Below are 24,029 nucleotides of genomic sequence, written 5' to 3' on the forward strand. Positions count from 1 at the left end.
TGATTTTTCCTTTCATGGTTGGACGTCTATACGGCCATTTAAACAATATGTCAACAATTTGTTAGCCGACTACGCCATAACGCGACGGCATATGAGCATTGGCACAAATCATTTGCAGGGGCGGTGCGGTCTCCGTAGCGTGGCCCCGCATCCATGCACGCCAGGCAGGTTCACCGCATCATGAAGCTCTACCCGCTGTTCGCCGATCTGTCGCATCGCGCCGTGCTGGTCGTGGGCGGTGGTGCGGTAGCCGAACGCAAGGTTGCCGCGTTGCTTGGCGCGCAGGCGCAGGTGACGGTGAATGCGCCAGCGCTGACGCCGCAGTTGCGACGCTGGGTCAGCGAAGGTCGCATCGCGCATCGCGCGGATGCCTTCCAGGAAGGCTGGCTCGAAAGGCTATGGCTGGTAGTGGCGGCCACTTCCGATCGTGAGACGAATGCGCTGGTGGCCACACTGGCCGGGTTGCGGCGTGTCTTCGTCAACGTGGTCGACGATGCGGTGTTATCGAGTTTCCACGTGCCGGCGGTGGTGGATCGTGCACCGCTGATGATCGCGATCTCCAGTGGCGGCGAGGCGCCCATGCTGGCGCGGTTGCTGCGCGAGCGGCTGGAGGCGCTGCTGGACTCTTCGCTGGGCGCGCTAGCGAAGTTGGCTGCCCAGCTGCGTGGGCGCATTCGGGCCCGGCTGCCGGACATGGCGGCTCGAAGGCAGTTCTACGAAGCCCTGTTTGCCGGCCCGGTCGCGGCACTCCTGCGTCGGGGACAGCCAAAAGAGGCGTTGCAGGCGGCGGAGCAGGCATTGGCATCGGCCTCGCCGGTGCATCCAGGGTCAGTCGTGCTGGTCGGCGCCGGCCCCGGCGATCCCGGTCTGCTGACCTTGCGCGCCTTGCGTGCGCTGAACGAGGCGGACGTGATCCTGCACGACCGGCTGGTCAGTGCCGAGGTGCTGGAGCTGGCGCGGCGCGATGCCGCGCGCATCGAGGTCGGCAAGCAGGCGGGCAATCATCACACGACCCAGGATGGCATCCATGACTTGTTGCTGGAGCATGCGCGCGCGGGTCGGCGGGTGGTGCGGCTGAAGGGCGGCGATCCGTTCGTGTTCGGCCGTGGCGGCGAGGAGCTGGAGTTCCTGCGCAGCCACGAGATTCCCTACGAAGTGGTGCCAGGCATCACTGCCGCGGTGGCTTGCGCAGCCTATTCAGGCATACCGTTGACGCATCGCCAGCATGCCCAGTCGGTACGTTTTGTCACCGCGCACTGCCGCAGTTCGCTCGACACCCTGGACTGGGTCGCGCTGGCGCAGGAACGGCAGACACTGGCGGTATACATGGGTGTGGGCGAACTGGCATCGCTGCAGGCGCAGTTGATCGAGCACGGTCGCGCGGCCACGACCCCGTTTGCGTTGATCGAAAACGGCTCGCGCGCTGAACAGCGGGTGGTTGTCGGCACCTTGGCGAATCTGGCCGAGCGTGCGTCTGCGCACGCCGTGGGCTCGCCGGCATTGCTGATCCTGGGCGAAGTCGCAGCGCTGGCGCAATCCCTGGCATGGTTCGGGCAGCCGCCGCTGGGTGCGACGGTGCACGATATTCGCGTGGCCGCCACGGGTAGGCGCAGCAGCATCCAGCCACTGCAAGAGCATGCCGGTCTGCTGCCTGCGATCCACCTTGGCTGACGATAGTTTTACTTGTGTGGGCGCATCATCGCCGACGCCGTTTCCCTGCCGGTTTCCATGGAGTGACCCATGATCTACGACAGTATCCTCGACACCATCGGCAATACCCCGATCGTCAAACTCCATCGGCTGGCGCCCAAGCACGTCGAGCTGTACGTGAAGGTGGAGGCGTTCAACCCGGCCGGCTCGGTGAAGGACCGCCTGGCGCTGGCGATCATCCTCGATGCCGAGCAGCGCGGCACGCTCAGGCCCGGCCAGACCGTGGTCGAGGCGACCTCGGGCAATACCGGCGTGGCGCTGGCGGCCGTATGCGCGGCGCGTGGCTACCCGTTCGTGGCGGTGATGACCGAGACTTTCTCGATCGAGCGGCGCAAGCTGATCCGCGCCTATGGTGGCAAAGTGGTGCTCACGCCTGCCGCCGCGCGTGGCACCGGCATGGTGGCGAAGGCGGCGGAACTGGCCGCGAAGCATGGCTGGTTCCTCGCCAGCCAGTTCGAGAATCCCGCCAACCCGGCGTACCACCGCCAGACTACCGCGCCGGAGATCCTGCGCGATTTCGCCGGCAGGCGGCTGGACTACTTCGTCACCGGCTGGGGCACCGGCGGCACGCTCACCGGTGTCGGCGAGGTGCTGAAAGTGGCCAGGCCGGAGGTGAAGATCATCGCCTCCGAGCCGGTGGGTGCCGCACTCCTCTCAGGCAAGGAATGGCAGCCGCACAAGATCCAGGGCTGGACGCCGGACTTCGTGCCGGCCGTGCTCAACCGCGGCATCGCCGACAGCATTGTGCCGGTGGATGATGTGCTGGCCCGCGACACATCACGCGCGCTGGCGCAGCAGGAGGGCATCTTCGTCGGGATATCGTCCGGCGCCACGCTGGCCGCGGCACTGCAGGTGGCGGCCGATGCACCGCAAGGATCGGTGCTGCTGGCGATGCTGCCGGATACCGGCGAGCGCTACCTGTCGACCTTTTTGTTCGAAGGCGTCAACGAAGGTTCGGACGAGATCGAATGACAGTAGAGGCCCGCAGCTGCGGGCCTCTACTGCGTGACTCAGATATCTTTCGCCAGCGTCTCGGCGAGTCCGATATAGCTGCCCGGCGTCAGCTCAAGCAGGCGCTGTTTTGCTTCGGCTGGCAGCTCAAGGCCGGTGATGAAAGTGCGCATCGAGTCGCGGGTGATGCCCTGGCCACGGGTCAGCGCCTTGAGCTGCTCGTACGGCTCTGGCAGGCCGTAGCGGCGCATCACGGTCTGCACGGCTTCGGCCAGCACTTCCCAGCTGGCGTCGAGGTCGGCTGAAAGACGCTCGGCATTGACGTTGAGCTTGCCGAGGCCCTTCTTCAGCGATTCCAGCGCCACCAGGGTGTGGCCGAACGCGGTACCCAGCGCACGCAATACGGTGGAATCAGTCAGGTCGCGCTGCCAGCGGCTGATCGGCAGCTTTTCCGCGAAATGACCGAGCAGGGCATTGGCCAGGCCGAAGTTGCCTTCGGCATTCTCGAAGTCGATCGGGTTGACCTTGTGCGGCATGGTCGAGGAGCCGACTTCGCCGGCCTTCAACGACTGCTTGAAGTAGCCGAGCGAGATATAGCCCCAGATGTCGCGGGCCAGGTCGATCAGGATGATGTTGGCGCGGCGCACCGCGTCGCAGTATTCGGCGACGCCGTCATGCGGCTCGATCTGGGTGGTGTAGGCGTTGTAGCCGAGGCCGAGGCTTTCCACGAAACGCTGCGAGAAGCCCTGCCAGTCGACTTCCGGATAGGTGATGGCATGCGCGTTGTAGTTGCCGACCGCGCCGTTGATCTTGCCGGAGATCTCCACGGCGGCGAGCTGCTTGCGCTGGCGCTCCAGACGCGCCACCACGTTGGCGATTTCCTTGCCAAGCGTGCTGGGCGAGGCGGTCTGGCCGTGCGTGCGCGAGAGCATCGGCAGTGCGGCGTTTGCATGCGCCAGCGCGCGCAGCTGGGCGATCACCGAGTCGAACATCGGCAGCAGCACTTGCTCACGCGCATCGCGCAGCATCAGGGCGTAGGACAGGTTGTTGATGTCCTCGCTGGTGCAGGCGAAGTGCACGAATTCCTTGGCCTGCGCCAGGCCGGCATCGGCGCCGATGCGTTCCTTGATGAAGTACTCGACCGCTTTCACGTCGTGGTTGGTGGTCGCCTCGATCGCCTTGATCCGGGCGCCGTCTTCCACGCTGAAGCGGCTGGCGATCGCCTTCAGCGTGTCGATCTGCCCGGCGTCGAACGCCGGCAGTTCGACGATGCGCGGATCGGCGGCCAGCGCCAGCAGCCACTCGATCTCCACCTGCACGCGGCGGTGCATCAGGCCGAACTCGCTGAAGATCGGGCGCAGCGCTTCGACCTTGCTGGCGTAGCGGCCGTCCAGTGGCGACAGGGCGGTCAGGGCGTGGGTGGACATCGCGGGCATTCCGGTATGGGGAAACGCCCATTTTACATTGCCAGCGGCTTCATGCCCGGCGGCTTATAGTCGGCCGGTATTTCCCAGCCAGGATCCGGCCATGAGCGGTTTTCGCATCGAACACGACAGCATGGGCGAGCTGAAGGTGCCCGCAGACGCGCTGTATGGCGCCCAGACCCAGCGCGCGATCGACAATTTCCCGATTTCCGGCCTGCACCTGCCGCGCCCGTTCATTCGTGCGCTGGGGCTGATCAAGGCCGCGGCGGCCGAGGTCAACCTGTCGATGGGCCATCTGAAGAAGAACCAGGCCGCCGCGATCCGCAAGGCGGCGCTGGCGGTGGCGGATGGCCAGTACGACGCGCAGTTCCCGATCGACATCTTCCAGACCGGTTCGGGCACCAGCACCAACATGAACGCGAACGAGGTGATCGCGCACCTGGCGGTGAAGGGTGGCGCCAAGGTGCATCCGAACGACCACGTCAATTACGGGCAGAGCTCGAACGACGTGATCCCCACCGCGATCCACCTCAGCGCCACGCTCGCCGCCAGCGAACAGCTGCTGCCGGCGCTGAAGCATCTGCAGAAGACCATCGACAAGCGCGCCCGCGAGTTGAGGAATACACCAAAGACCGGCCGCACGCATCTGATGGACGCGATGCCGATCACCTTCGGCCAGGAGTTGTCCGGCTGGTCGGCGCAGATCGGCTCCGCGATTGAGCGCATCGACGATGCCTTGAAGCGCATGCGCCGCTTGCCGCAAGGCGGTACCGCCGTCGGCACCGGCATCAATGCCGACCCGAAGTTCGGTCCGGCGATGGCGGTGCAGCTGAAAAAGCTCACTGGCGTGAAGTTCGAGTCGGCCGAAAACTATTTCGAGGGCATGGCCTCGCAGGACGCCGCGGTGGAACTGTCCGGCCAGCTGAAGACGCTGGCGGTGGCGCTGATGAAGATCGCCAACGACCTGCGCTGGATGAACTCGGGCCCGTTGGCGGGCTTGGGCGAGATCGAGCTGCCGGCGCTGCAGCCGGGCTCGTCGATCATGCCGGGCAAGGTCAATCCGGTGATTCCCGAGGCCACCGCGATGGTCGCTGCGCAGGTGATCGGCAACGACGCCTCGATCACCATCGCCGGCCAGTCCGGCAATTTCCAGCTCAACGTGATGCTGCCGCTGGTCGCGCACAACCTGCTGCAGTCGATCGGGATACTGGCCAATGTCTCACGTCTGCTGGCCGACCGATCCATCGCCGGCTTCAAGGTCAACACCGCCCGGGTCAATCAGGCGCTGGCGATGAACCCGATCCTGGTCACCGCGCTGAATCCCGTGATCGGCTACGAGAAGGGTGCCGCCACGGCCAAGCAGGCCTACAAGGAGCATCGGCCGATCATGGATGTGGCGCTGGAAACCACCGGTCTGTCGAAGGACGAACTGAAGCGGCTGCTTGATCCCATGGCGCTGACCAAGGGTGGCATTCACGGCGAATAACAGATCGCCAAGTGCAGAAACGGCAACGGGTGCCGCGGCACCCGTTGCCGTTTCACTGCTTCCTCCAACGATCAGTTCTTGGAGCCGCTTGTGCAATCGGTGAGGTTGTCGGCTTTGATAATGCCGGCATAGGGTTTGAATGCGGCGAGCTGCACGGCAAGGCTGTCTTGCGTCGTCTTGATGTTGGTCAGGTCCTGGCAGATCTTCAGGGCTTCCTGCGTCACCTTCTGTGACTTGGCATTGATGTCCTTGTCGATGCTGTCGGTATTTCCGCTGGCAATGCCTTTGACGACGCTCTTGATCGCCTGGCCGGCAATCGCCGCGCCGGCCTTGCCGGTGACGATGCCGTCTTCATTGACCGCCACCACATTGCGGTAGTAATCCTGCAGCAGTGCACGTTGGGCTGCGTTGACGGCAGTCGAGCGCTGATCGATGCTCAGGTCGCCTGCGGCATTGATGACGGCATCCGGTGTGCTTTGGACGTGCAGGGTGACTTCATCATTGCGCAAGGTGATGCCACCGTTGACCAGGCTGCCGCTGCGAAAGCTGAGGACATTGGTATTGCCCGATTCTTTGCCGCAACCAGCTATCAAAGCGGTCATCGCAAGCAACCCGATCACGCGTTGGTAAGACATCAGGACATGCTCCAGTGGGATAACGTGGGCAGGTTGGCGGCAGCTGCCGTCGCATCAGCGGCGGCACTGCGGTTGACCTGAAACTTCTGTTTGAGACCAAGGCTCCGCAGGACGGGATGCGCCGTCCGCGAGATCTTTGGGCTCAGGGCTCAATCGGAGGACACCGCAACGCCGTTCTTGTCGGCCATGTCCTTGCCGCAATCATCGACGTCCTTCTGCTGCATGGTGGCGTAAGGCCTGAACTCGGGCATCGCCGCAGCCAGTTTCTGCTGCGCGGACAGCAGGCCGGGCAGCCGTTGGCACAATCTTGCGGCGGCGGCCTCGATCTTGTCGGTCTGCGGCTTGATGCTCGCTTCGATCTCCTTGTCGCTCTTGCCGCTGAGCGCACCCCAGAGCGCCTGTTTGGCCGCGGCGACGCCGATGTCCGCACCACTGGCACCGATGTCCATGCCAGCTTCGGCGATGCCGATGATGTGCTGGCGGTAATCCACCAGCATCGTGTGCTGCTCGGGCGTAGCCTGCATCGGCTTGCCGGCGATCACCAGCTCGCCTTGCGGAGTGATGACCGCCTTGGGCGGTTTGCTGTCGTCGTCCTTGTCGTGCCAGTCCTTTCCGTGGATGTGCACGCTGCCCACGTCGATGTCCTTGGTGACCAGCTCCCGCTTGGCCTGCTCGATGCCCTTGCGGACCTCGGCGGCGATCATCGACGAGGAAGTCTGCTCCTGGACCTCCTTCGCCGCCTGCGCCGTATCGCTGGCGGCACCTGATGGGTTGTTGAGCTGTCCTGATTGGCTGCAGGCGGTCAGCGGCAGCAGTAGCGCCGATGCAAGGATGCCGATGGCGATTGCGTTCTTTTTCATCGATATTCTCCCTGTTCGAATGCGGTCGTATGTCAGCTGTCGTCGCGCCAGCGACGGAACCAGATGGCGCCGGCCAGCAGCCCGCCTCCGATCACCACGCCAATCCACAGGTTCGGCGAAGCCAACAGCTGGTAGGTATTGCTCAGATCCATGAAGTTCATGTTCGGGTTGCCGGCGACGTCGTGGGCGATGGATTGACCGCTCGTGCCGAACAGGCTGCCCGTGCCGGGGAACGTGCTGAACAAACCGCGTTGCACGACGTTCTTCCAGAACCAGGTGGCCGGCAGGTTGAACAGACCCATCAGGCCGAACCAGCTGATCACCAGGCCGCTGGCCACCGGCAATGCCACGGCCCAGAGGAACGGCTTGTTGCGGGCCCAGGCCGAGCAAAGCAGCAACCAGCCCACTGAGGGGAGGGCCCACAGCACGTACAGCGGGATATAGCCGATCAGGTTGAACATGATGCGGAAAGGATGGGCCAGCAGCAGCAGCTGCCACACATTCACGCCGTGGAACGACAGTGTTATCGCCAGTATCAACAACTGCAGCATGCCGACGACGATGCCCACGATCACGGCGATGACGGGAGCAAGCACGGTGGCGCTGATGATCTTGGACAATACGGTGTTGGTGTCGGAGATCGGCAGCGATTTCCAGAACAGGATGCTGCGATCCCGGCGGTCGTCATACAGCGCGCCGAGGCAATAGAAGAACACCACGAAGCCGAGTACCACGGCGAGCAGTCCCATCGCCGAGTACATCGCGAGGTCCAGGGCGAACCCGACCTTGCTCATGTCGCCTGCGTCCATGTCGGTCATGACACTGTGCAGGCCGCCACTGGCCCCGAAATTGATGCCATGGCGCGCACCCAGCACCTCGGCGGCGATGATGCCCATGATGTTCAGCAGCAAGAACACACCGCCGGTGATGACGGGTGCCCAGAAGAAGCCGCCCCGGTGTTCCCAGAATTCGCGCTTCACGAGCCAATAGAAGGTTTTCATGCGTAGGTTCCCTTCATGGTGGCGACGAACAGGTCGCTGATGGACGGCCGGCGGGTTTCGCCCAGCTGTTCCAGCACCGCGCGGTTCGCGCCGTCAAACAGAAAAATGCTCTTGCCGAAGACCTGGCGCTCGTCCAGCGGTTTCAGCTGGCGGGCGGCGTCGGCCTTGTCGGCATTCACCATCACCTCGATGAAGCGCTCGCCGACCGCGTCCATGTCGGCATCCAGCACGATCTTGCCGTCGCGGATGAACATCAGGTCGGTCAGGATGTGCTCGACTTCCTCCACCTGGTGCGTCGTCACGATGATGGTCTTGTTCTCGTCGAAGTAGTCTTCCAGCAGGTTCTGGTAGAACTGCTTGCGATAGAGGATGTCCAGGCCCAGCGTCGGCTCGTCGAGGATCAGCAGCTTGGCGTCGATCGCCATCACCAGTGCCAGGTGCAACTGCACGATCATGCCCTTGGACATCTGTCGCACGCGCTGGTTGGGAGTGAGCTTGGTGCGTGCCAGGAAGGCCTCGCATTTCTTGCGATCGAAGCGCGGATGCACGTTGGCGACGAAATCGACCGCTTCGCGCACGCGGATCCAGCGTGGCAGCACGGCGACATCGGCGATGAAGCAGACTTCGCCCATCAGCCTGTCGCGCTGCTTGCGCGGGTCGAAGCCGAGCACGTTGAGCTCGCCGGTGAAGTCGGTGAGGCCGAGGATCGCCTTCAGGGCGGTGGTCTTGCCGGCACCATTCGGACCGATCAGCCCGACGATGCGCCCGGGGGCGATCTGGAAGCTGACCTTGTCCAGTGCCAGCGACGACTTGTAACGCTTGCTCAGGCCGTTGGCTGTGATCACCGCGCTCATGACTTTTCCTCCTTGTCGGTGCCGCCTTCGCGCTGGTCCGTGCCCGCTTCGCGCAGCAGCGTCTTGAGATCCAGACCCAGTCGCTGCAGCCGGGCAAACAGCGTCGGCCACTCTTCGCGCAGGAACCGCTCGCGTTCGGATTTCAGCAGCGCCTCGCGGGCGCCCTCGATGACGAACATGCCTAACCCCCTCCTTTTTTCAACCAGTTGTTCGTCGACCAGTTCCTGGTACGCCTTGGACACGGTGAGCGGATTGATCTGAAAGTCCGCTGCTACCTGGCGTACCGACGGCAGCGGGTCGCCCTCGTTCAAGGCGCCGTCCAGGATCATGGCCACCACACGCTGGTGCAGTTGGCGATAGATCGGGACGCTGTCGTTCCAGGTGATGGTCATGTTTTATTCCTTGCTGATACGGCCAAACTTGTTGCCAAACGAATAGTAGGGCATGGCCAGTTGCGACCCGATCAGGCTGAACTGCTCGCCGCCGGCGGTTGCACCCAGGCGGCCGATGGCTGGGATCACGGCCAGGCCGGCAACTTCGACATCCGTCAGCAGCGTGGCGGCGCGACGCTCTTCGGCGCTGGGATAGACGTTGACCGGCGCCAGGTTGGTGACCTTGCTGCCGTTGATGTCGGCGCTCGCCGCCGGCTGGCTGGCGACGTTGTAATTCAGGATGTTCAGGGTGGCGGCGGTGAACAGGACGGCGGCGGCGCTGGCGATCAGTTTCTGTGCTTTCATGACGGGCCTCCTTAGTGAGCTCGTTGGCTGGTGTTGTAGTGAACTATAACACCATGTTTTGAGCTGTCAACAACCAGGATGCGTTTTCGCAACATGACTGATGGCCTATAAGGAAAACCCGTGCGCACCAACGGAAAGGCCAGCGCGGTGGCTGGCCTTTCCGGGTAAATGGAGGCGCGACGTGATCAACCGTGCGCGTTGCACTCAGTTTGCCGCTGCGTCAGGTCTGCGACACCGGATGCTCGCGCGCCGAAAATCAGGCGACCTTGGCGGCCGGTGCACCCAGTGCGCCGATGGCGCTCCGGGCCGACTGCAGTGCCTGGGCTTTCGGCTCATCGCCCATGTTGAGCCCCTCGGCGCGCACGAATTCCAGGTGGGTGATCCCGATGAATCCAAATACGGTGCGCAGATAGGACTCCTGGAAATCCATCGCGGCGGCCGGGCCGCTGGCATACATGCCGCCGCGGCTGGAGGCGATGATCACCCGCTTGCCGCCGACCAGCCCCTCGGGGCCGTTGGCGCCATAGCGGAAGGTCTTGCCGGCGACCGCGATGCGGTCGATCCACGCCTTGAGCTGGCTGGGGATGCCGAAGTTGTACATCGGAGCACCGATCACCACGATATCGGCGCCGAGAAAGTCTTCCAGCATCCGGTTGCCCATCGCCACGGCGGGATCGCTGGCGTCGGCCACCGGCGACCAGTGCGGCAACGGCTCGGCGGTCAGGTCGTGGTATTGGGTCTGGATGCCGGTAGCCTGGCGCTTCAGCTCGGCTACGATGTCGGCGGTCAGCTGGCGCGACACGGAATGGGCACCCAGGGCGCTGGAGTCGATATGCAACAGTTTCATGGTGAGATACCTGGTCGGGCCGACGGATCGGCGATGTGATCAGGATATATTTGGAACAATAAAGCGATAAGATGGCAGTTATCGGACGTATCGTCCGTTCAAGGAAACAATCATGACGGTATTGAGCGGAGCCCTGCAGGATCTCAACGATCTGTATTTCTTTGCCGCCGTGGTCGAGCATGGCGGCTTTTCCGCAGCCGGACGCGCGCTGGGCGTGCCGAAATCGCGCCTGAGCAAGCGCGTGGCGCAGTTGGAGGAGCGTCTCGGCGTGCGCCTGCTGCAACGGACTACGCGACGATTCGTGGTGACCGAGGTCGGCGATCGATTCTATGCACACTGCCGTGCCGTGCTGGAGGAGGCGCAGGCGGCACAGGATGCGGTGGATGAGCTGCGCGCCGAACCACGCGGCGTGGTCCGCCTGAGCTGTCCGGAATCGCTGGCGCAGACGGTGCTGGCTTACTTGCTGCCGGATTTCCTCACGCAATACCCGAAGATGCAGGTGCGGCTGCTGGCCAGCAACCGCCGCGTCGACGTGATCGGTGAAGGCTACGATCTGGCGATCCGGGTGCGCAACAAGCTGGACAGCGATGCGAACCTGGTGATGCGCAGTTTCGGCCAGGCGCGTACCAAGCTGGTGGCCAGTCCCAAGTTGCTGAAAGCCCAGGGCCGTCCGACCACGCCGGAGGAACTGGCCAAACTGCCGGCACTGTCGATGCGCGAGCATGAGGGCGCACAAGTGTGGGAGTTGATCGGGGCGAACGGCGAGCAGATCAATGTCGAAGTGCAGGCACGCCTGATCACCGGCGATTTCGCGGTGCTGCTGGAATCCGCCCGTCACGGCCTGGGCGTGGCGCTGTTGCCGGAGTTCGTCTGCGCACCGGCGATCGCCCGCGGCGAACTCGAAGTGGTGCTGCCGGACTGGAGCGTGCCCGAGGGCACCATGCACTTCGTCTATCCCAGCCGGCGCGGCATGCTGCCGGGTGTGCGCGCGCTGGTCGATTTCCTGGCCGAGCGGCTGCCAGCCACGACCCTGCTGAAACATGAGCAATGCAAACTGCGCCCGCTGGAAGATCTGCCCGCATCCTGACGTGCATGGCCTGATCGATGCGGCGTGATGCGCACGATACCTCGCATGCGGTACGCTGCATGTTTTATGGACATCCATACGGCTGAATGATGATTCCCACCAAACTCCCGAAAGTCGGCACCACCATCTTCAGCGTGATGAGCCAGCTGGCGCTGGAACACAAGGCGGTCAACCTGGGCCAGGGCTTTCCCGACTTCGAACCGCCGCAGCCGTTGCGCGATGCGCTGAGCCGGGCGATGAACGAGGGCCGCAACCAGTACGCGCCGATGCACGGCACGGCGGCCCTGCGCGAACAGATCGCACTGAAGACCGAACGGTTGTACGGCCGCAAGCTCAACGTCGACACCGACATCACGGTGACTTCCGGCGCCACCGAGGCGATCTTTGCGGCGATTGCCGCGCTGGTGCGTGCCGGCGAGGAAGTGATCGTGTTCGACCCGGCCTACGATTGTTACGAGCCGGCGATCGAGCTGCAGGGCGCGCGGGCGGTGCATATCCCGTTGACCGTGCCGGCCTTCGCGATCGATTGGCAGCGCGTGCGCGATGCGGTGACGCCGAAGACACGGATGATCCTGATCAACAGCCCGCACAACCCGTCCGGCGCCGTGCTGTCGGCGGCAGACCTCGAAGAACTGGCGGCGATCGTGCGCGACACTTCCATCGTGGTGTTGTCCGACGAAGTGTACGAGCACATCGTGTACGACAACGCACAGCATGAGAGCGTGTTGCGTCACCCGGAACTGGCCGAGCGCAGCATCGTGGTCTCCTCGTTCGGCAAGACCTATCACTGTACCGGCTGGAAGGTCGGTTATGCGGTGGCGCCGGCTGCGTTGTCGGCCGAGTTCCGCAAGGTGCACCAGTACCTCACGTTCTGCACCTTCCATCCGGCACAGGCGGCGTTCGGCGAATTCATGGCCAGTCATCCGGAGCACTACCTGGAGCTGCCGGCGTTCTACCAGGCCAAGCGCGATCGTTTCCGTGCGTTGCTGGCGCCGTCGCGGTTCGAGCTGCTCGATGTGCCGGGCGGCTATTTCCAGCTGGTCGACTACTCGGCGATCCGCGACGAGGACGATCTTGCCTTCAGCAAGTGGCTGGTGCAGCACGGCGGCGTGGCGGCGATTCCGCTGACGCCTTTCTACGAGACCCCGCCGGGCACGCGCCTGCTGCGGCTATGCTTCGCCAAGAGCGATGCGACGATGGATGCAGCGGCGGAGCGGTTATGCAAGCTCTGAGGGTTTCATTGGTGCAAGGTGCCACTCGCTGGCATGACGCGCCAGCCAATCGCGATTACTACGGCGCGCTGGTGCGGCAGGCGAAAGGCAGCGACTTGATCGTGTTGCCTGAAACCTTCTTGTCCGGCTTCAGCAACGACACGCGCGCCAGTGCCGAGAGCATGGACGGCGACGGCGTGGCGTGGTTGCGCACGCTGGCGATCGAGGTGGGCGCGGTGATCTGCGGCAGCCTGGCGATCCGCGAGAACGACACCGTCTACAACCGCCTGCTGTGGATGCGGCCCGACGGCAGCTTCGCGCAATACGACAAGCGCCACCTGTTCCGCATGGCCGGCGAGCATACCCGTTATGGGGGCGGCAACGAGCGGTTGATCGTGGAACTGAAAGGTTGGCGCATCCTGCCGCAGGTCTGCTACGACCTGCGCTTCCCGGTGTGGCTGCGCAACCGTGGGCTGGCCTCCGCCAGCGCTGGCATGGAGTACGACCTCGCGCTGTTCGTGGCGAACTGGCCGGCACCGCGCCGACAACCGTGGCGCACCCTGCTGCGCGCGCGCGCGATCGAGAACCTCAGCTACGTGATCGGCGTGAACCGTGTCGGTGTCGACGGCAACGATTTGCCTTATGCCGGGGACAGTGCGGTGATCGATCCCGTTGGCGAGCCGCTGGTCGAACTGGGTGCGCAGGAGCAGGTGGTGACCGTCACGCTGGATCCGGCGCCATTGCTTGCGCATCGCGAGCGGTTTCCCGCATGGATGGATGCTGACGCCTTTTCGCTCGACCCGGGCTGATCCATTCTTCCTGCATCGACAACAAGAAGCCGCCCCAAGGGCGGCTTCTTGTTGTCGATGCGTGCTGAATCAGAGTATGGCCAGCACCGCTTCCGGTGGACGTCCGATGGCGGCCTTGCCGTTGGCCACCACGATCGGCCGTTCGATCAGTTTCGGATGCGCCACCATCGCGGCAATCAGTGCGGCATCGTCGAGAGCGGGGTCAGCCAGCCCGAGCGACTGGTATTCCGCTTCGCCACTGCGCAGCAGCTCGCGTGCACTCATGCCGAGCTGCTTCAGCAGCACGGTCAATTCGGCGGTATCGGGCGGCGCGTCGAGGTAATGGATCACCTCGCACCTGCCGACACGCTGCTCCAGCAACGCCAGCGTGGCGCGCGACTTGGAGCAACGGCTGTGGTGATAGATGCGTACCATCGGTCAGCTGCTTCGCATGGTCGGACTGGGCCGTGGCTCAGCGGTTGCCGGAACGATTGCCGCCGCGACCATGCGGCCGTCCGCCGGGCGCGCCACCGTGGCCTTGGGGGCGGGCGCCACCACCTTGCGGACGGTTGCCGCCCTGGCCCTGGGGGCGGCCCTGGCCTTGTGCGCGATTGCCACCTTGACCTTGTGCTCGGCCGCTGCCTTGCGGACGGGCATTGCCGTGCGCCTGGTTGCCGTAGGACGAATTGCCATGCGCCTGATTGCCCTGGCCCTGCGGGCGACCTGCATGCGCACGGTTGCCGCCCGTACCGCGTGGTTCACCGCCGAAACCGCTATACGGGCTGCCGGTACCGCGGTTTTCACCGCCAGCACGCGCACCAAACGGCTTGCCGCCGGCCGGCCGGCGATTGCCGGCCGCGCCACCGGCAGCATTGCCGCGCGATGCGCCAGCCGGGCGACCGCCACCGTCGCGGCTTTCGCCGGCGAACCAGGTACGCACCGACGGCAGTTCCTGACCCGGCGCCACGCGCCGGCCCTTGCCGCCACGGTTGCCGCCGGCACCGCGTTCGGGGCGGGCGAGGTTGCCGTTGACTTCCTTGCCGTCGCGGCGCGGCGGCTTGCGGCCGCGCACGGGTTCTTCGCGGATGCGGTCGTAGGCACGCAGTTCGCGCGCCTCGTCCTGGCCGCCGGTCCAGGCGTTGCTGGCGCCGCGTTCGGGGCGGTATTCGGTGACGTTGCGATTGGCGCGACGCTGGTGCAGCACCGGGCTCAGCGTCAGCACCGGCTGCGGCGCACCGAGGCCGGTGGTCTGGCGCAGCTGCTTGACGGTTTCCGCATCGAGCGCCTCGCATTCGCCGCGGCGCAGGTTGCGTGGCAGTTCGATCGTGCCATAGCGGATGCGCTTGAGGCGGCTGACCAGGAAGCCCTGCGAATCCCACAGGCGACGCACTTCGCGGTTGCGGCCTTCGCGGATCACCACGCGGAACCAGCTATGGCTGCCGCCGCGACTGATCACCGCGATTTCGTCGAAGCGGGCAGGGCCGTCTTCCAGCTCGACCCCGGCCTTCAGCTTTTCGATGATCTCGTCCGGCACCTCGCCGTGCACGCGGCACAGGTATTCGCGCTCGAGCCCGCTCTTCGGGTGCATCAGGCCGTTGGCGAGTTCGCCGTCGGTGGTCAGCAGCAGCAGGCCGGTGGTGTTGATGTCGAGGCGGCCCACGGCGACCCAGCGCGCACCTTTCAGGCGCGGCAGCTGTTCGAACACGGTGGGGCGGCCGTCGGGATCGTCACGGGTGGTCAGTACGCCTTCGGGCTTGTGGTAGAGCAGCACTTCGGTATCGTCGCGATTGTCGGTGGCGACGACGAACTGCTTGCCGTCGAGCACCACGCGGTCGCCGGCGTGCACACTGGTGCCGATCCCGGCAGGGCTGCCATTCAGTTCGACTTCGCCGGACTGGATGCGCTGCTCAAGCATGCGGCGCGAGCCGAGGCCGGCGTTGGCCAGCACCTTGTGCAGGCGCTCCTCGATCTGGACGGCATTGGCATCGTTGCGCGGTTCGCGCTTCAGGGATAGAACGGATTTCTGCGGCGCAGTCATGCGCGGTACTCCTCGGTATCTTGCTCGGCGGCGTCGGCTTCGACGTCCGCGGCGGGGTTCGCTGCCTCATCGGCAGTGGTAGTGGGGACTTCGTCGGATGGGTTCAGCTCGGAACCGTGTCCGTCGGACTCGGATGAAGTGGCCGTTGCGTGGGCATCGACCATGGTGTCATGGGTGTCGCTGGCATCGGCATGCTCCGCTGCTGCATGTGGTTCGCCGCCGTCGGCAGCGGGCTCCGCCTCGTCCGTGATGTCTTCGTCCGGATCGATCGGCAGGTCGCGCACGATGCGGGCGGGCAGCGGTTCCTGCTCGAAGCGCAGTTGCGGGTCTTCCATGTCGCGGATTTCCGACAACGGCGGCAGCTGATCCAGCGATTTCAGGTTGAAGTAGTCGAGAAACATGCGGGTGGTGCCGAACAGCGCAGGCTTGCCGGGCACGTCGCGATAACCGACCACGCGGATCCATTCGCGCTCCTCCAGCGTCTTGATGATGTTGGAGGACACCACCACGCCACGGATCTGCTCGATCTCGGGACGGGTGATCGGCTGGCGATAGGCGATCAGCGACAGCGTTTCCAGCAAGGCACGTGAGTAGCGGCTGGGCTTTTCGGTCCACATCCGCGAAATCCACGGATGCACGTCCTGGCGTACCTGGTAGCGGAAGCCGGAGGCTACCTCCTTCAGTTCGACGCCACGGCCAGTGCAGTCCTCGGCCAGCATCTCCAGCGCCATGGCGATCTGCGAGTGGCTTACTTCGTCGGTTTCGTTGAACAGGTCGCCCAGCTGATGAGCCGTCATCGGCTGGTTGGAGGCCAGTAGGGCAGCCTCGATGATGGGTTTGAGTTGCTCGATCTGCATGGCCTTGGGTCGGATGCCGATTCAGTAGGTGTCGTTCATTTGTTGGACGATTCGAGCAAGGCCGATTCGCCTGCTCGTGCATCGTCCGCCATGGCTTCGGCGAATGCTTCGGAGTGGCTTGCCTTGGCTTTCACATAGATCGGCGCCAAGGGCTCCTCCTGGACAATTTCCACCAGCATTTCCTTGGCCAGTTCCAGCATCGCCAGGAAGGTCACCACTACACCGAGGCGCCCTTCGTTGACGTCGAACAAACTCTCGAACCGGTGGAAGCTGTTGTCGTCCAGCCGGCTCAGCAGTTCGCCCATGCGTTGGCGCACACTGAGCGCCTCGCGCTTGATCGCGTGGTGTCCGAACAGTTCGGCCCGGTGCATCACATCCTTCAGGGCCAGCAGCAGCTCGGTCAGATCCAGTGGCGGCGGCAACTTGATCACGTTGCGTTCGCCCACCTCGGCATGCACCACCGCGGTGTCGCGCTCCAGCCGGGGCAGCGCTTCGATGTCTTCCGCCGCGCGCTTGAAGCGCTCGTACTCCTGCAGGCGCCGTACCAGCTCGGCGCGAGGGTCTTCCTCCAGCCCTTCCTCGGCCGGTGGTCGCGGCAACAGCAGCCGCGACTTGATCTCGGCCAGGATCGCGGCCATCAGCAGGTATTCGGCAGCCAGTTCCAGTCGCATCACATCGCGCATCAGCTCGATGTAGGTCATGTACTGCCGGGTGATCTCGGCAACCGGGATGTCCAGGATATCCAGGTTCTGCCGGCGGATCAGGTACAGCAGCAGGTCCAGCGGTCCCTCGAACGACTCCAGGATGACCTCGAGCGCGTCCGGCGGGATGTACAGATCCTGCGGCATCTGCAACATCGGCTGCCCACGCACGATCGCCAGCGGCATTTCCTGCTGTTGCGGTACCGACGCAAACGCACCCTGCGGTGCGGTAACCAGGCTCTCGGGCTCGACTGGCTCAGTACTCATCAATACATGTCGTTGGGCCGCCTTCAGCGGCTGGCAGTGCGTTCAACACATTCGGAACCATTCCATGCGCTGGCATGACCCATGGAAAGTCCGTGTCTGGAATGCGGCGGTAAGGCGGCGTTCCCAAGGTGCGGTTAGGGGTGCTGCGGTCTTTCACATCTTCCGCCGAGGCGCACTTGGCGCCATCGTCTCAACCGGCATGATGAAGCCACGCTCGTGGTGGTTCGGTCAGGCGGGTTGCAGGCGACCACTTTGCGCCGGTTCCGGGTTGTCAGCCACGGTAAAGGTGCAAGTCAGAGATGGCGAACATTGACGCCAATGACTCTTTATTGATCGGTTTCAGAGCTATCGGGTGAAGCTTCACCCGCTGCCGAGAATGACCGGCAAGCATTCGGGATGAAGCCACGCGTTGGCAAAGATTAGCGGCTACCTGGCGACAAGTCCAGCAGTGCAGCGGTGTGGAGGCTCGTGGTTGCCGGTACTCCGTCCAAGTGCGGGCCGGCTCTGCGTGTCCTGAAGCTGCATCCGGGTAACGGAGACAGGCACAATATGCAGCCAACTTGTCGTCCCTGTACCGGTCATGTCGTCTGATTTACCGGAATCGTCGATGTGGGGCGGCTTGTGACCTAATGCGTCGGTCCGGTACGGCACCTGACGTTCCAGACAATTGCCCGCATAGAGATGCCTCATGGATTCGTTGCGATCACAGGTGCTCGCCATGGATTCGTTTTCAATGGCTACCGTGGCGTTCTGGACGCGGATCAGCTGCCTGGCAGCGCGAAAACGGCAGCAATGCTGCGAAAGAGCTAGCCTGAGCATATATAGATACTGGATTTCACAAGTGGCATATTAATTGCTTGGATAGCGCTAACCGGAACAGCCGGCGTCTTGCTTTCAGAGATATGGTCGCCGTATGCACCCCGGGACAGTTCCAGAATTGCGGGACGGTGTCTTTGCCAGCGGCAGGCGTGCAGACAAGAGCAACGGGATGACGATGACGACCGACAAGAATGTGCGAGATGACAATATGCCGGAACAGCTGCGTCCGGCGCGCATGCAGATCGCGACGACGGTGCTGATGAGCCGCAACGGCGAGTCGCACCCGACGGAGCTGGTCGACATTTCGGCGACCGGCGCACTGCTGCGGCGCCCACTGGGCTGGTCCGGCGAAGTAGGGCAGCGCTGGGTGCTCGACATGATCTTCGGACACAACCTGCACATTCACCTGGAGGCGGCGGTCGCGCGCATTTCCGATCATCACATCGGCTTTTCCTACAGCCGCATACCCGAGGACAAGCAGGTGCCGCTGTGGAACTTGCTGGGCGGTTACGCCGATATCCTGGAGTATTGGAAGGACAACTGATCGCCAGTCCGTCGTCGCAGCAAGAAACGCCCGCCTCGCGCGGGCGTTCTTGATTCCGGAGGGCCGGCGTCAGGCCGCGGCTTTTTTCTCGTCACGCAATTCGCGGCGGAGGATCTTGCCCACGTTGCTCTTGGGCAGCGCATCGCGGAACTCGATGAACTTTGGCCGCTTGTAGCCGGTGAGGTTTTCGCGGCAGAACTGCCGGAGCGCTTCTTCGGTAAGGTTCGGGTCCTTGCGCACCACGAACAGTTTCACCACTTCACCGGAATGCTCGTCCGGGACGCCCACGGCCGCCACTTCGAGCACGCCGGGATGCTGCATCACGGCGTCCTCGACCTCGTTCGGGTACACGTTGAAACCGGACACCAGGATCATGTCCTTCTTGCGGTCGACGATGTAGAAGTAGCCGTTCTCGTCCATCTTCGCGATGTCGCCGGTGTGCAGCCAGCCATCGGCACCGAGCACCTTCGCGGTCTCGTCCTCGCGTTGCCAGTAACCCTTCATCACCTGCGGGCCGCGCACCATCAGTTCGCCCACTTCACCCGTCGGCAGCGGCTGTCCTTCCTCCGACCAGATCGCCACATCGGTGGACGGCACCGGCAGGCCGATCGAGGCGTTGTATTCCTTGATGTCGAGCGGATTGATGCACACCGCCGGCGAGGTTTCGGTCAGTCCGTACGCTTCGGCCAGGGTGCAGCCGGTGACCTTCTTCCAGCGGTCGGCCACCGCACGCTGCACGGCCATGCCGCCGCCCAGGGTCAGGTGCAGTTTCGAGAAATCCAGCTCGGCAAAGCCCGGCGTGTTGAGCAGGCCGTTGAACAGCGTGTTGACACCGGTCAGCGCGGTGAAGCCGGATTGCTTCAACTCCTTGACGAAGCCGGGCATGTCGCGCGGGTTGGTGACCAGCCAGTTGAGGCCGCCCAGGCGCGTGAACACCAGTCCGTTCGCGCACAGCGAAAAGATGTGATACAGCGGCAGCGCGGTGATGATCACTTCTTCGCCCGGCTGCGCGTTCTTGCCGATCCAGCTGCCGGCCTGCAACATGTTCGCGATCATGTTGCCGTGGGTCAGCATGGCGCCCTTGGCCACGCCAGTGGTGCCGCCGGTGTATTGCAGGAAGGCGATGTCGTCGTGCCCCAGTGTGACCGGTTGCAGCGGATGCGCCGCGCCACGCGAAAGTGCATCGCGGAAGCGCACGGCCTGCGGCAGATCGAATGCAGGCACCATTTTCTTGACGTGCTTGAGCGCGAAGTTGATCAGCACGCCCTTCGGACCGAGCAGGTCGCCGATGCCGGTCGTGATGACGTGCTGCACAGGGGTCTCCGCGACGACCTGCTGCAGTGTGGCGGCGAAGTTGTCCAGCACCACGATGGCCTTGGCACCGGCATCCTCCAGCTGATGCTTGAGCTCGCGCGCGGTGTACATCGGATTGGTGTTGACCACGATCAAGCCGGCACGCAGCGCGCCGAACAACGCGATCGGATACTGCAGCACGTTCGGCATCATGATAGCGATGCGGTCGCCCTTGCCAAGCTTGAGTTCGCCGGTGAGATAGCCGGCAAACTGGCGGCTCATTTCATCGACCTGCCCATAGGTCAGGTGGCGGCCAAAATTCGCGAATGCCGGCCGTTCGTGAAACTGCTTGAACGCTTCCTCGAACACGGCCGGTACCGAGGCATAGGTATTGACGTCGATCTGGCTGGGCACGCCTGCCGGGTAGTGATCCAGCCACGGACGTTCGTTGCTCATGCTCGGGTTCCCTGTGTTGTCGATGACTGCAGGTCGATGATGGCTTTAGGATGACCACAGCATCCATCATGCGCCAGACGCGTTGTTCATTGGAGCATACGCCTGCGTACAGCGGCAAGCCGCACTGCACCGAGTTTCCGACCATGAGCCGATCGAGAAAAGCTGCTTGCCTGTGGATCGTTCTCCTGCTCTGCGCGGCGGTGTTGTGGGGGTGCCGACGCACGCCGGACGAAGCCCAGGTGCGCGAGGCGATTGCCTCGATTGCACAGGCTGCCGAAACGAATGCGGCGAGCGATGCCATTGCACCGCTCAGCGACGATTTCGACGGCAACGACGGTGAACTTGATCGACGCGCATTGGCGAACACGATCAGGCTTGTCGCCCTGCGCGGCGAGCATGTAGGCGTGACCATGGGGCCGGTCGCGATCGAGCATCGCGGCGAGCGGATGGTGGCCACGTTCACGGTCTCTCTGACCAGCGGCAGTCATCTGTTGCCCGACCAGATGGGCCTCTATCGGGTCGAATCGGCGTGGCGCAAGGATGACGGCAAGTGGCGCTGTTATACGGCAAGCTGGAAACATTCGATGTAGCTGGCGCGCCAATAAAAAACCGCCCCGGATGCCGGGGCGGTTTGCGTGTTGCTCAGGTCACGCTGAAACTCAGGCGGCTTTCTTGCTGGCCAGCTGGCGCAGCACGTACTGCAGGATGCCGCCGTGGCGGAAGAACTCGCGTTCCTTCGGAGTCAGCAGCATCACGTTCACGCTGAACTGCTTCTTGCTGCCGTCGGCGGCAGTAGCGGTGACGGTGGCTTCCTTCGAGTTGCCGTCGTCCAGACCGGTGATGTCGAAGGTCTCCTTGCCGGTCAGGCCCAGCGACTGCGCGCTCTGGCCATCCTTGAAGGTGCACGGCAGCACGCCCATGCCGACCAGGTTGGAGCGATGGATGCGCTCGAAGCTCTCGGCGATCACCGCCTTCACGCCCAGCAGCAAGGTGCCCTTGGCGGCCCAGTCACGCGAGGAGCCGGTGCCGTATTCCTTGCCTGCCAGCACCACCAGCGGGGTCTTGCTCGCCTTGTACTTCATCGCTGCGTCGTAGATCGCCAGCTGTTCGCCGCTCGGCACGTGCAGGGTGTAGCCGCCTTCCACGCCGTCCAGCATCAGGTTCTTGATGCGGATGTTGGCGAAGGTGCCGCGCACCATCACGTCGTCGTTGCCGCGGCGCGAGCCGTAGGAGTTGAAGTCCTTCGGATCGACGCCCTTGGAGATCAGGAAGCGGCCTGCCGGGCTGTCCTTCTTGATCGAGCCGGCCGGCGAGATGTGGTCGGTGGTGATCGAGTCGCCGAACAGGCCGAGCACGCTGGCACCGTGGATGTCCTCGATGGTGCCGGCTTCCTTGCTCATGCCGTCGAAGTACGGCGGGTTCTTGATATAGGTGGAATCGTCCCACTTGAACAAGGCGCCATCGGGCGAGGCGATCTGGTTCCAGCGGCTGTCGCCCTTGAACACGTCGGCATAGTTCTTCTCGAACATCGCCGGATTGATCGCACCAGCAATCGTGTCGGAGATTTCCTTGTTGCTCGGCCAGATGTCCTTCAGATACACCGGCTGACCGTCGCTGCCGGTGCCGAGCGCATCCTTAGTCAGGTCGATGTCCAGCGTACCGGCCAGCGCGTAGGCGACCACCAGCGGCGGCGAAGCCAGGTAGTTCATCTTCACTTCCGGATGCACGCGGCCTTCGAAGTTGCGGTTGCCGGAGAGCACCGAGGCCACGGCGAGGTCGCCCTCGGCGATGCCCTTGCTGATCTCGACCGGCAGCGGGCCGGAGTTGCCGATGCAGGTGGTGCAGCCGTAGCCGACGATGTAGAAGCCGATCTTCTCCAGTTCCTTCAACAGTCCGGTCTTTTCGAGGTAGTCGCTGACCACCAGCGAACCCGGGCCGATCGAGGTCTTCACCCATGGCTTGGCCTTGAGGCCCTTGGCGGCGGCCTTCTTCGCCAGCAGGCCGGCGCCCAGCATCACCGCCGGGTTGGAGGTGTTGGTGCACGAGGTGATCGCGGCGATCACCACCGAGCCGTCACCGATCTTGAAGCTCTCGCCGTCCTTCTCCACGCGCACGCCATCGTTGGTGATGGCATTGGCGGGATTGCCGATCGCGGCCGAGCCACCCTCGTTGGTGAAACTCGCGCTGTCGTCGTTCTTCGGCTTGCGGTTGGCGGTGAGCGGACCCACGGCGTCGTGGAAGCTCTTCTGCACGCCTTCCAGCAGCACGCGATCCTGCGGGCGCTTCGGGCCGGCCAGCGACGGCCTGACGTCGGCCAGGTCCAGTTCCAGTGTGGTGGTGAACTCGGCATGCGGGGTGTTGGCGTCGTGCCACAGGCCCTGCGCCTTGGCATAGGCCTCGACCAGCGCGATCTGCGCGGCGTCACGGCCGGACAGGTGCATGTAGTTGAGTGCTTCCTGGTCGATCGGGAAGATGCCGCAGGTTGCGCCATATTCCGGCGCCATGTTGGCGATCGTGGCGCGATCGGCCAGCGGCAGGTGGGCCAGGCCATCGCCGAAGAACTCGACGAACTTGCCGACCACGCCAAGCTTGCGCAGCATCTGGGTGACGGTGAGCACCAGGTCGGTGGCGGTGACGCCTTCCGGCAGCTTGCCGGTCAGCCTGAAGCCGACCACTTGCGGAATCAGCATCGAGGAGGGCTGGCCGAGCATCGCGGCTTCGGCCTCGATGCCGCCCACGCCCCAGCCCAGCACGCCGATGCCGTTGATCATGGTGGTGTGCGAGTCGGTGCCGAACACGGTGTCCGGATAGGCCCAGTTCTCGCCGTTGGCATCATTGGTGAACACCACGCGGGCGAGGTGCTCCAGGTTCACCTGGTGCACGATGCCGGTGCGTGGCGGCACCACCTTGAAGTTGTTGAACGCCTTCTGGCCCCAGCGCAGGAAGGAGTAGCGCTCCTGGTTGCGGTGGAACTCGATCTCGACGTTCTGCTCCAGCGCACTGGCCGAGCCGTAGGCATCGACCTGCACCGAATGGTCGATGACCAGTTCGGCCGGCGCCAGCGGGTTGATCTGGTTGGCGTCGCCACCCAGCTTCACTACCGCATCACGCATCGCGGCCAGGTCGACCACGCACGGCACGCCGGTGAAGTCCTGCAGTACCACGCGGGCGGGCATGAAGGAGATCTCGGTATCCGGCTCGGCCTTGGCGTTCCAGTTCGCTACCGCCTCGATTTCCTTGGTGGTGACGTTGACGCCGTCCTCGTGCCGCAGCAGGTTTTCCAGCAGGATCTTCATCGAATAGGGCAGGCGCTTCAGGTCGAAGCGCTGGCCCAGCTTGGCCAGGCTGGCGTAGCTGTAGCGCTTGCCGTTGGCTTCGAGCGTGTCGCGTACCGAGAATGAATCTTTCATGGGGGAACTCCTGGCTAAATCCTGCGGCTGGGATGGGGGCAACGAGTGCGCGC

Annotated in this window: 22 protein-coding genes; 8 read left to right on the forward strand and 14 right to left on the reverse strand. The window is 63.9% G+C overall.

What is annotated here, in order from left to right; all coding sequences use genetic code 11:
- The first annotated feature begins 180 nt into the window (after positions 1 to 180).
- Both cysG and cysK read left to right on the forward strand, forming a co-directional pair.
- Complete coding sequence (cysG, locus tag B0E46_RS10110) at positions 181 to 1,671, forward strand: siroheme synthase CysG (protein WP_077555653.1); 1,491 nt, start codon at positions 181 to 183, stop codon at positions 1,669 to 1,671.
- Between the two features lie 69 nt (positions 1,672 to 1,740).
- On the forward strand, positions 1,741 to 2,682 hold the full coding sequence (gene cysK / locus B0E46_RS10115) for a cysteine synthase A (RefSeq protein ID WP_077555654.1): 942 nt from the start codon (positions 1,741 to 1,743) through the stop codon (positions 2,680 to 2,682).
- A 38-nt stretch (positions 2,683 to 2,720) separates the two neighbouring features.
- Here the strand turns inward: cysK and purB are convergent, their stop codons facing one another.
- Positions 2,721 to 4,088 (reverse strand): adenylosuccinate lyase, encoded by a 1,368-nt coding sequence (purB, locus tag B0E46_RS10120; protein ID WP_077555655.1) that lies wholly within the window; start codon positions 4,086 to 4,088, stop codon positions 2,721 to 2,723.
- 100 nt (positions 4,089 to 4,188) lie between these two features.
- On the opposite strand from purB, the gene B0E46_RS10125 reads away from it, so the two are divergent.
- Positions 4,189 to 5,571 (forward strand): class II fumarate hydratase, encoded by a 1,383-nt coding sequence (locus B0E46_RS10125; protein WP_077555656.1) that lies wholly within the window; start codon positions 4,189 to 4,191, stop codon positions 5,569 to 5,571.
- Between the two features lie 71 nt (positions 5,572 to 5,642).
- On the opposite strand, the gene B0E46_RS10130 is transcribed toward B0E46_RS10125, so the two are convergent.
- From B0E46_RS10130 to B0E46_RS10160, 7 genes are all read right to left on the reverse strand, one after another.
- Complete coding sequence (locus B0E46_RS10130; RefSeq protein WP_168171180.1) at positions 5,643 to 6,182, reverse strand: DUF2884 family protein; 540 nt, start codon at positions 6,180 to 6,182, stop codon at positions 5,643 to 5,645.
- 173 nt (positions 6,183 to 6,355) lie between these two features.
- Positions 6,356 to 7,066 (reverse strand): hypothetical protein, encoded by a 711-nt coding sequence (locus tag B0E46_RS10135; RefSeq protein WP_077555658.1) that lies wholly within the window; start codon positions 7,064 to 7,066, stop codon positions 6,356 to 6,358.
- Positions 7,067 to 7,098: 32 nt separating this feature from the next.
- Complete coding sequence (locus B0E46_RS10140) at positions 7,099 to 8,067, reverse strand: ABC-2 transporter permease (protein ID WP_077555659.1); 969 nt, start codon at positions 8,065 to 8,067, stop codon at positions 7,099 to 7,101.
- Complete coding sequence (locus B0E46_RS10145) at positions 8,064 to 8,921, reverse strand: ABC transporter ATP-binding protein (RefSeq protein WP_077555660.1); 858 nt, start codon at positions 8,919 to 8,921, stop codon at positions 8,064 to 8,066. The genes B0E46_RS10140 and B0E46_RS10145 overlap by 4 nt, the downstream gene beginning before the upstream one ends.
- Positions 8,918 to 9,313 (reverse strand): GntR family transcriptional regulator, encoded by a 396-nt coding sequence (locus B0E46_RS10150; RefSeq protein ID WP_077555661.1) that lies wholly within the window; start codon positions 9,311 to 9,313, stop codon positions 8,918 to 8,920. Before B0E46_RS10150 ends, B0E46_RS10145 begins: the two co-directional genes overlap by 4 nt.
- 3 nt (positions 9,314 to 9,316) lie before the next feature.
- On the reverse strand, positions 9,317 to 9,658 hold the full coding sequence (locus B0E46_RS10155) for a hypothetical protein (protein ID WP_077555662.1): 342 nt from the start codon (positions 9,656 to 9,658) through the stop codon (positions 9,317 to 9,319).
- A gap of 256 nt (positions 9,659 to 9,914) precedes the next feature.
- The gene (locus B0E46_RS10160) at positions 9,915 to 10,505 is read right to left on the reverse strand and encodes an FMN-dependent NADH-azoreductase (protein ID WP_077555663.1); all 591 of its coding nucleotides are present in this window, start codon (positions 10,503 to 10,505) and stop codon (positions 9,915 to 9,917) included.
- Between the two features lie 112 nt (positions 10,506 to 10,617).
- Here B0E46_RS10160 and B0E46_RS10165 point away from each other — a divergent pair, with 112 nt between their 5' ends.
- The 3 genes from B0E46_RS10165 (at position 10,618) to B0E46_RS10175 (ending at position 13,612) form a co-directional block, all read left to right on the forward strand.
- Positions 10,618 to 11,592 (forward strand): LysR substrate-binding domain-containing protein, encoded by a 975-nt coding sequence (locus B0E46_RS10165; RefSeq protein ID WP_077555664.1) that lies wholly within the window; start codon positions 10,618 to 10,620, stop codon positions 11,590 to 11,592.
- Between the two features lie 89 nt (positions 11,593 to 11,681).
- The gene (locus B0E46_RS10170; protein ID WP_077555813.1) at positions 11,682 to 12,824 is read left to right on the forward strand and encodes a pyridoxal phosphate-dependent aminotransferase; all 1,143 of its coding nucleotides are present in this window, start codon (positions 11,682 to 11,684) and stop codon (positions 12,822 to 12,824) included.
- Positions 12,812 to 13,612 carry an amidohydrolase gene (locus B0E46_RS10175; protein ID WP_077555665.1) on the forward strand — a complete coding sequence of 267 codons (801 nt, stop codon included), beginning with the start codon at positions 12,812 to 12,814 and terminating at the stop codon, positions 13,610 to 13,612. The genes B0E46_RS10170 and B0E46_RS10175 overlap by 13 nt, the downstream gene beginning before the upstream one ends.
- Before the next feature lie 69 nt (positions 13,613 to 13,681).
- Here B0E46_RS10175 and arsC read toward each other — a convergent pair whose 3' ends face one another.
- From arsC to B0E46_RS10195, 4 genes are read right to left on the reverse strand one after another with little or no spacing between them, the layout of a single operon-like run.
- Positions 13,682 to 14,026, reverse strand: coding sequence for an arsenate reductase (glutaredoxin) (gene arsC / locus B0E46_RS10180; protein WP_077555666.1), 345 nt, complete (start codon positions 14,024 to 14,026; stop codon positions 13,682 to 13,684).
- 37 nt (positions 14,027 to 14,063) lie between these two features.
- Complete coding sequence (locus B0E46_RS10185) at positions 14,064 to 15,629, reverse strand: pseudouridine synthase (RefSeq protein ID WP_077555667.1); 1,566 nt, start codon at positions 15,627 to 15,629, stop codon at positions 14,064 to 14,066.
- Entirely contained in the window at positions 15,626 to 16,486 is an 861-nt protein-coding gene (scpB, locus tag B0E46_RS10190) for an SMC-Scp complex subunit ScpB (RefSeq protein WP_077555668.1), read from the reverse strand. Before scpB ends, B0E46_RS10185 begins: the two co-directional genes overlap by 4 nt.
- Before the next feature lie 35 nt (positions 16,487 to 16,521).
- A complete protein-coding gene (locus tag B0E46_RS10195) occupies positions 16,522 to 17,454 on the reverse strand; it encodes a ScpA family protein (RefSeq protein WP_077555669.1) in 933 nt (310 codons plus the stop codon).
- 994 nt (positions 17,455 to 18,448) lie between these two features.
- Here B0E46_RS10195 and B0E46_RS10200 point away from each other — a divergent pair.
- Positions 18,449 to 18,817, forward strand: a complete 369-nt coding sequence (locus tag B0E46_RS10200; protein WP_077555670.1) for a PilZ domain-containing protein — start codon at positions 18,449 to 18,451, stop codon at positions 18,815 to 18,817.
- A gap of 69 nt (positions 18,818 to 18,886) precedes the next feature.
- Here the strand turns inward: B0E46_RS10200 and B0E46_RS10205 are convergent, their stop codons facing one another.
- Positions 18,887 to 20,566 (reverse strand): AMP-binding protein, encoded by a 1,680-nt coding sequence (locus B0E46_RS10205; RefSeq protein WP_077555671.1) that lies wholly within the window; start codon positions 20,564 to 20,566, stop codon positions 18,887 to 18,889.
- Between the two features lie 143 nt (positions 20,567 to 20,709).
- Here B0E46_RS10205 and B0E46_RS10210 point away from each other — a divergent pair, with 143 nt between their 5' ends.
- Complete coding sequence (locus B0E46_RS10210; protein ID WP_139350500.1) at positions 20,710 to 21,156, forward strand: hypothetical protein; 447 nt, start codon at positions 20,710 to 20,712, stop codon at positions 21,154 to 21,156.
- A 69-nt stretch (positions 21,157 to 21,225) separates the two neighbouring features.
- Here the strand turns inward: B0E46_RS10210 and acnA are convergent, their stop codons facing one another.
- Positions 21,226 to 23,976 (reverse strand): aconitate hydratase AcnA, encoded by a 2,751-nt coding sequence (gene acnA / locus B0E46_RS10215; protein ID WP_077555672.1) that lies wholly within the window; start codon positions 23,974 to 23,976, stop codon positions 21,226 to 21,228.
- Positions 23,977 to 24,029 lie beyond the last annotated feature (53 nt).

Source organism: Rhodanobacter sp. B04 (genome assembly GCF_002001125.1).
Classification (GTDB): Bacteria; Pseudomonadota; Gammaproteobacteria; order Xanthomonadales; family Rhodanobacteraceae; genus Rhodanobacter.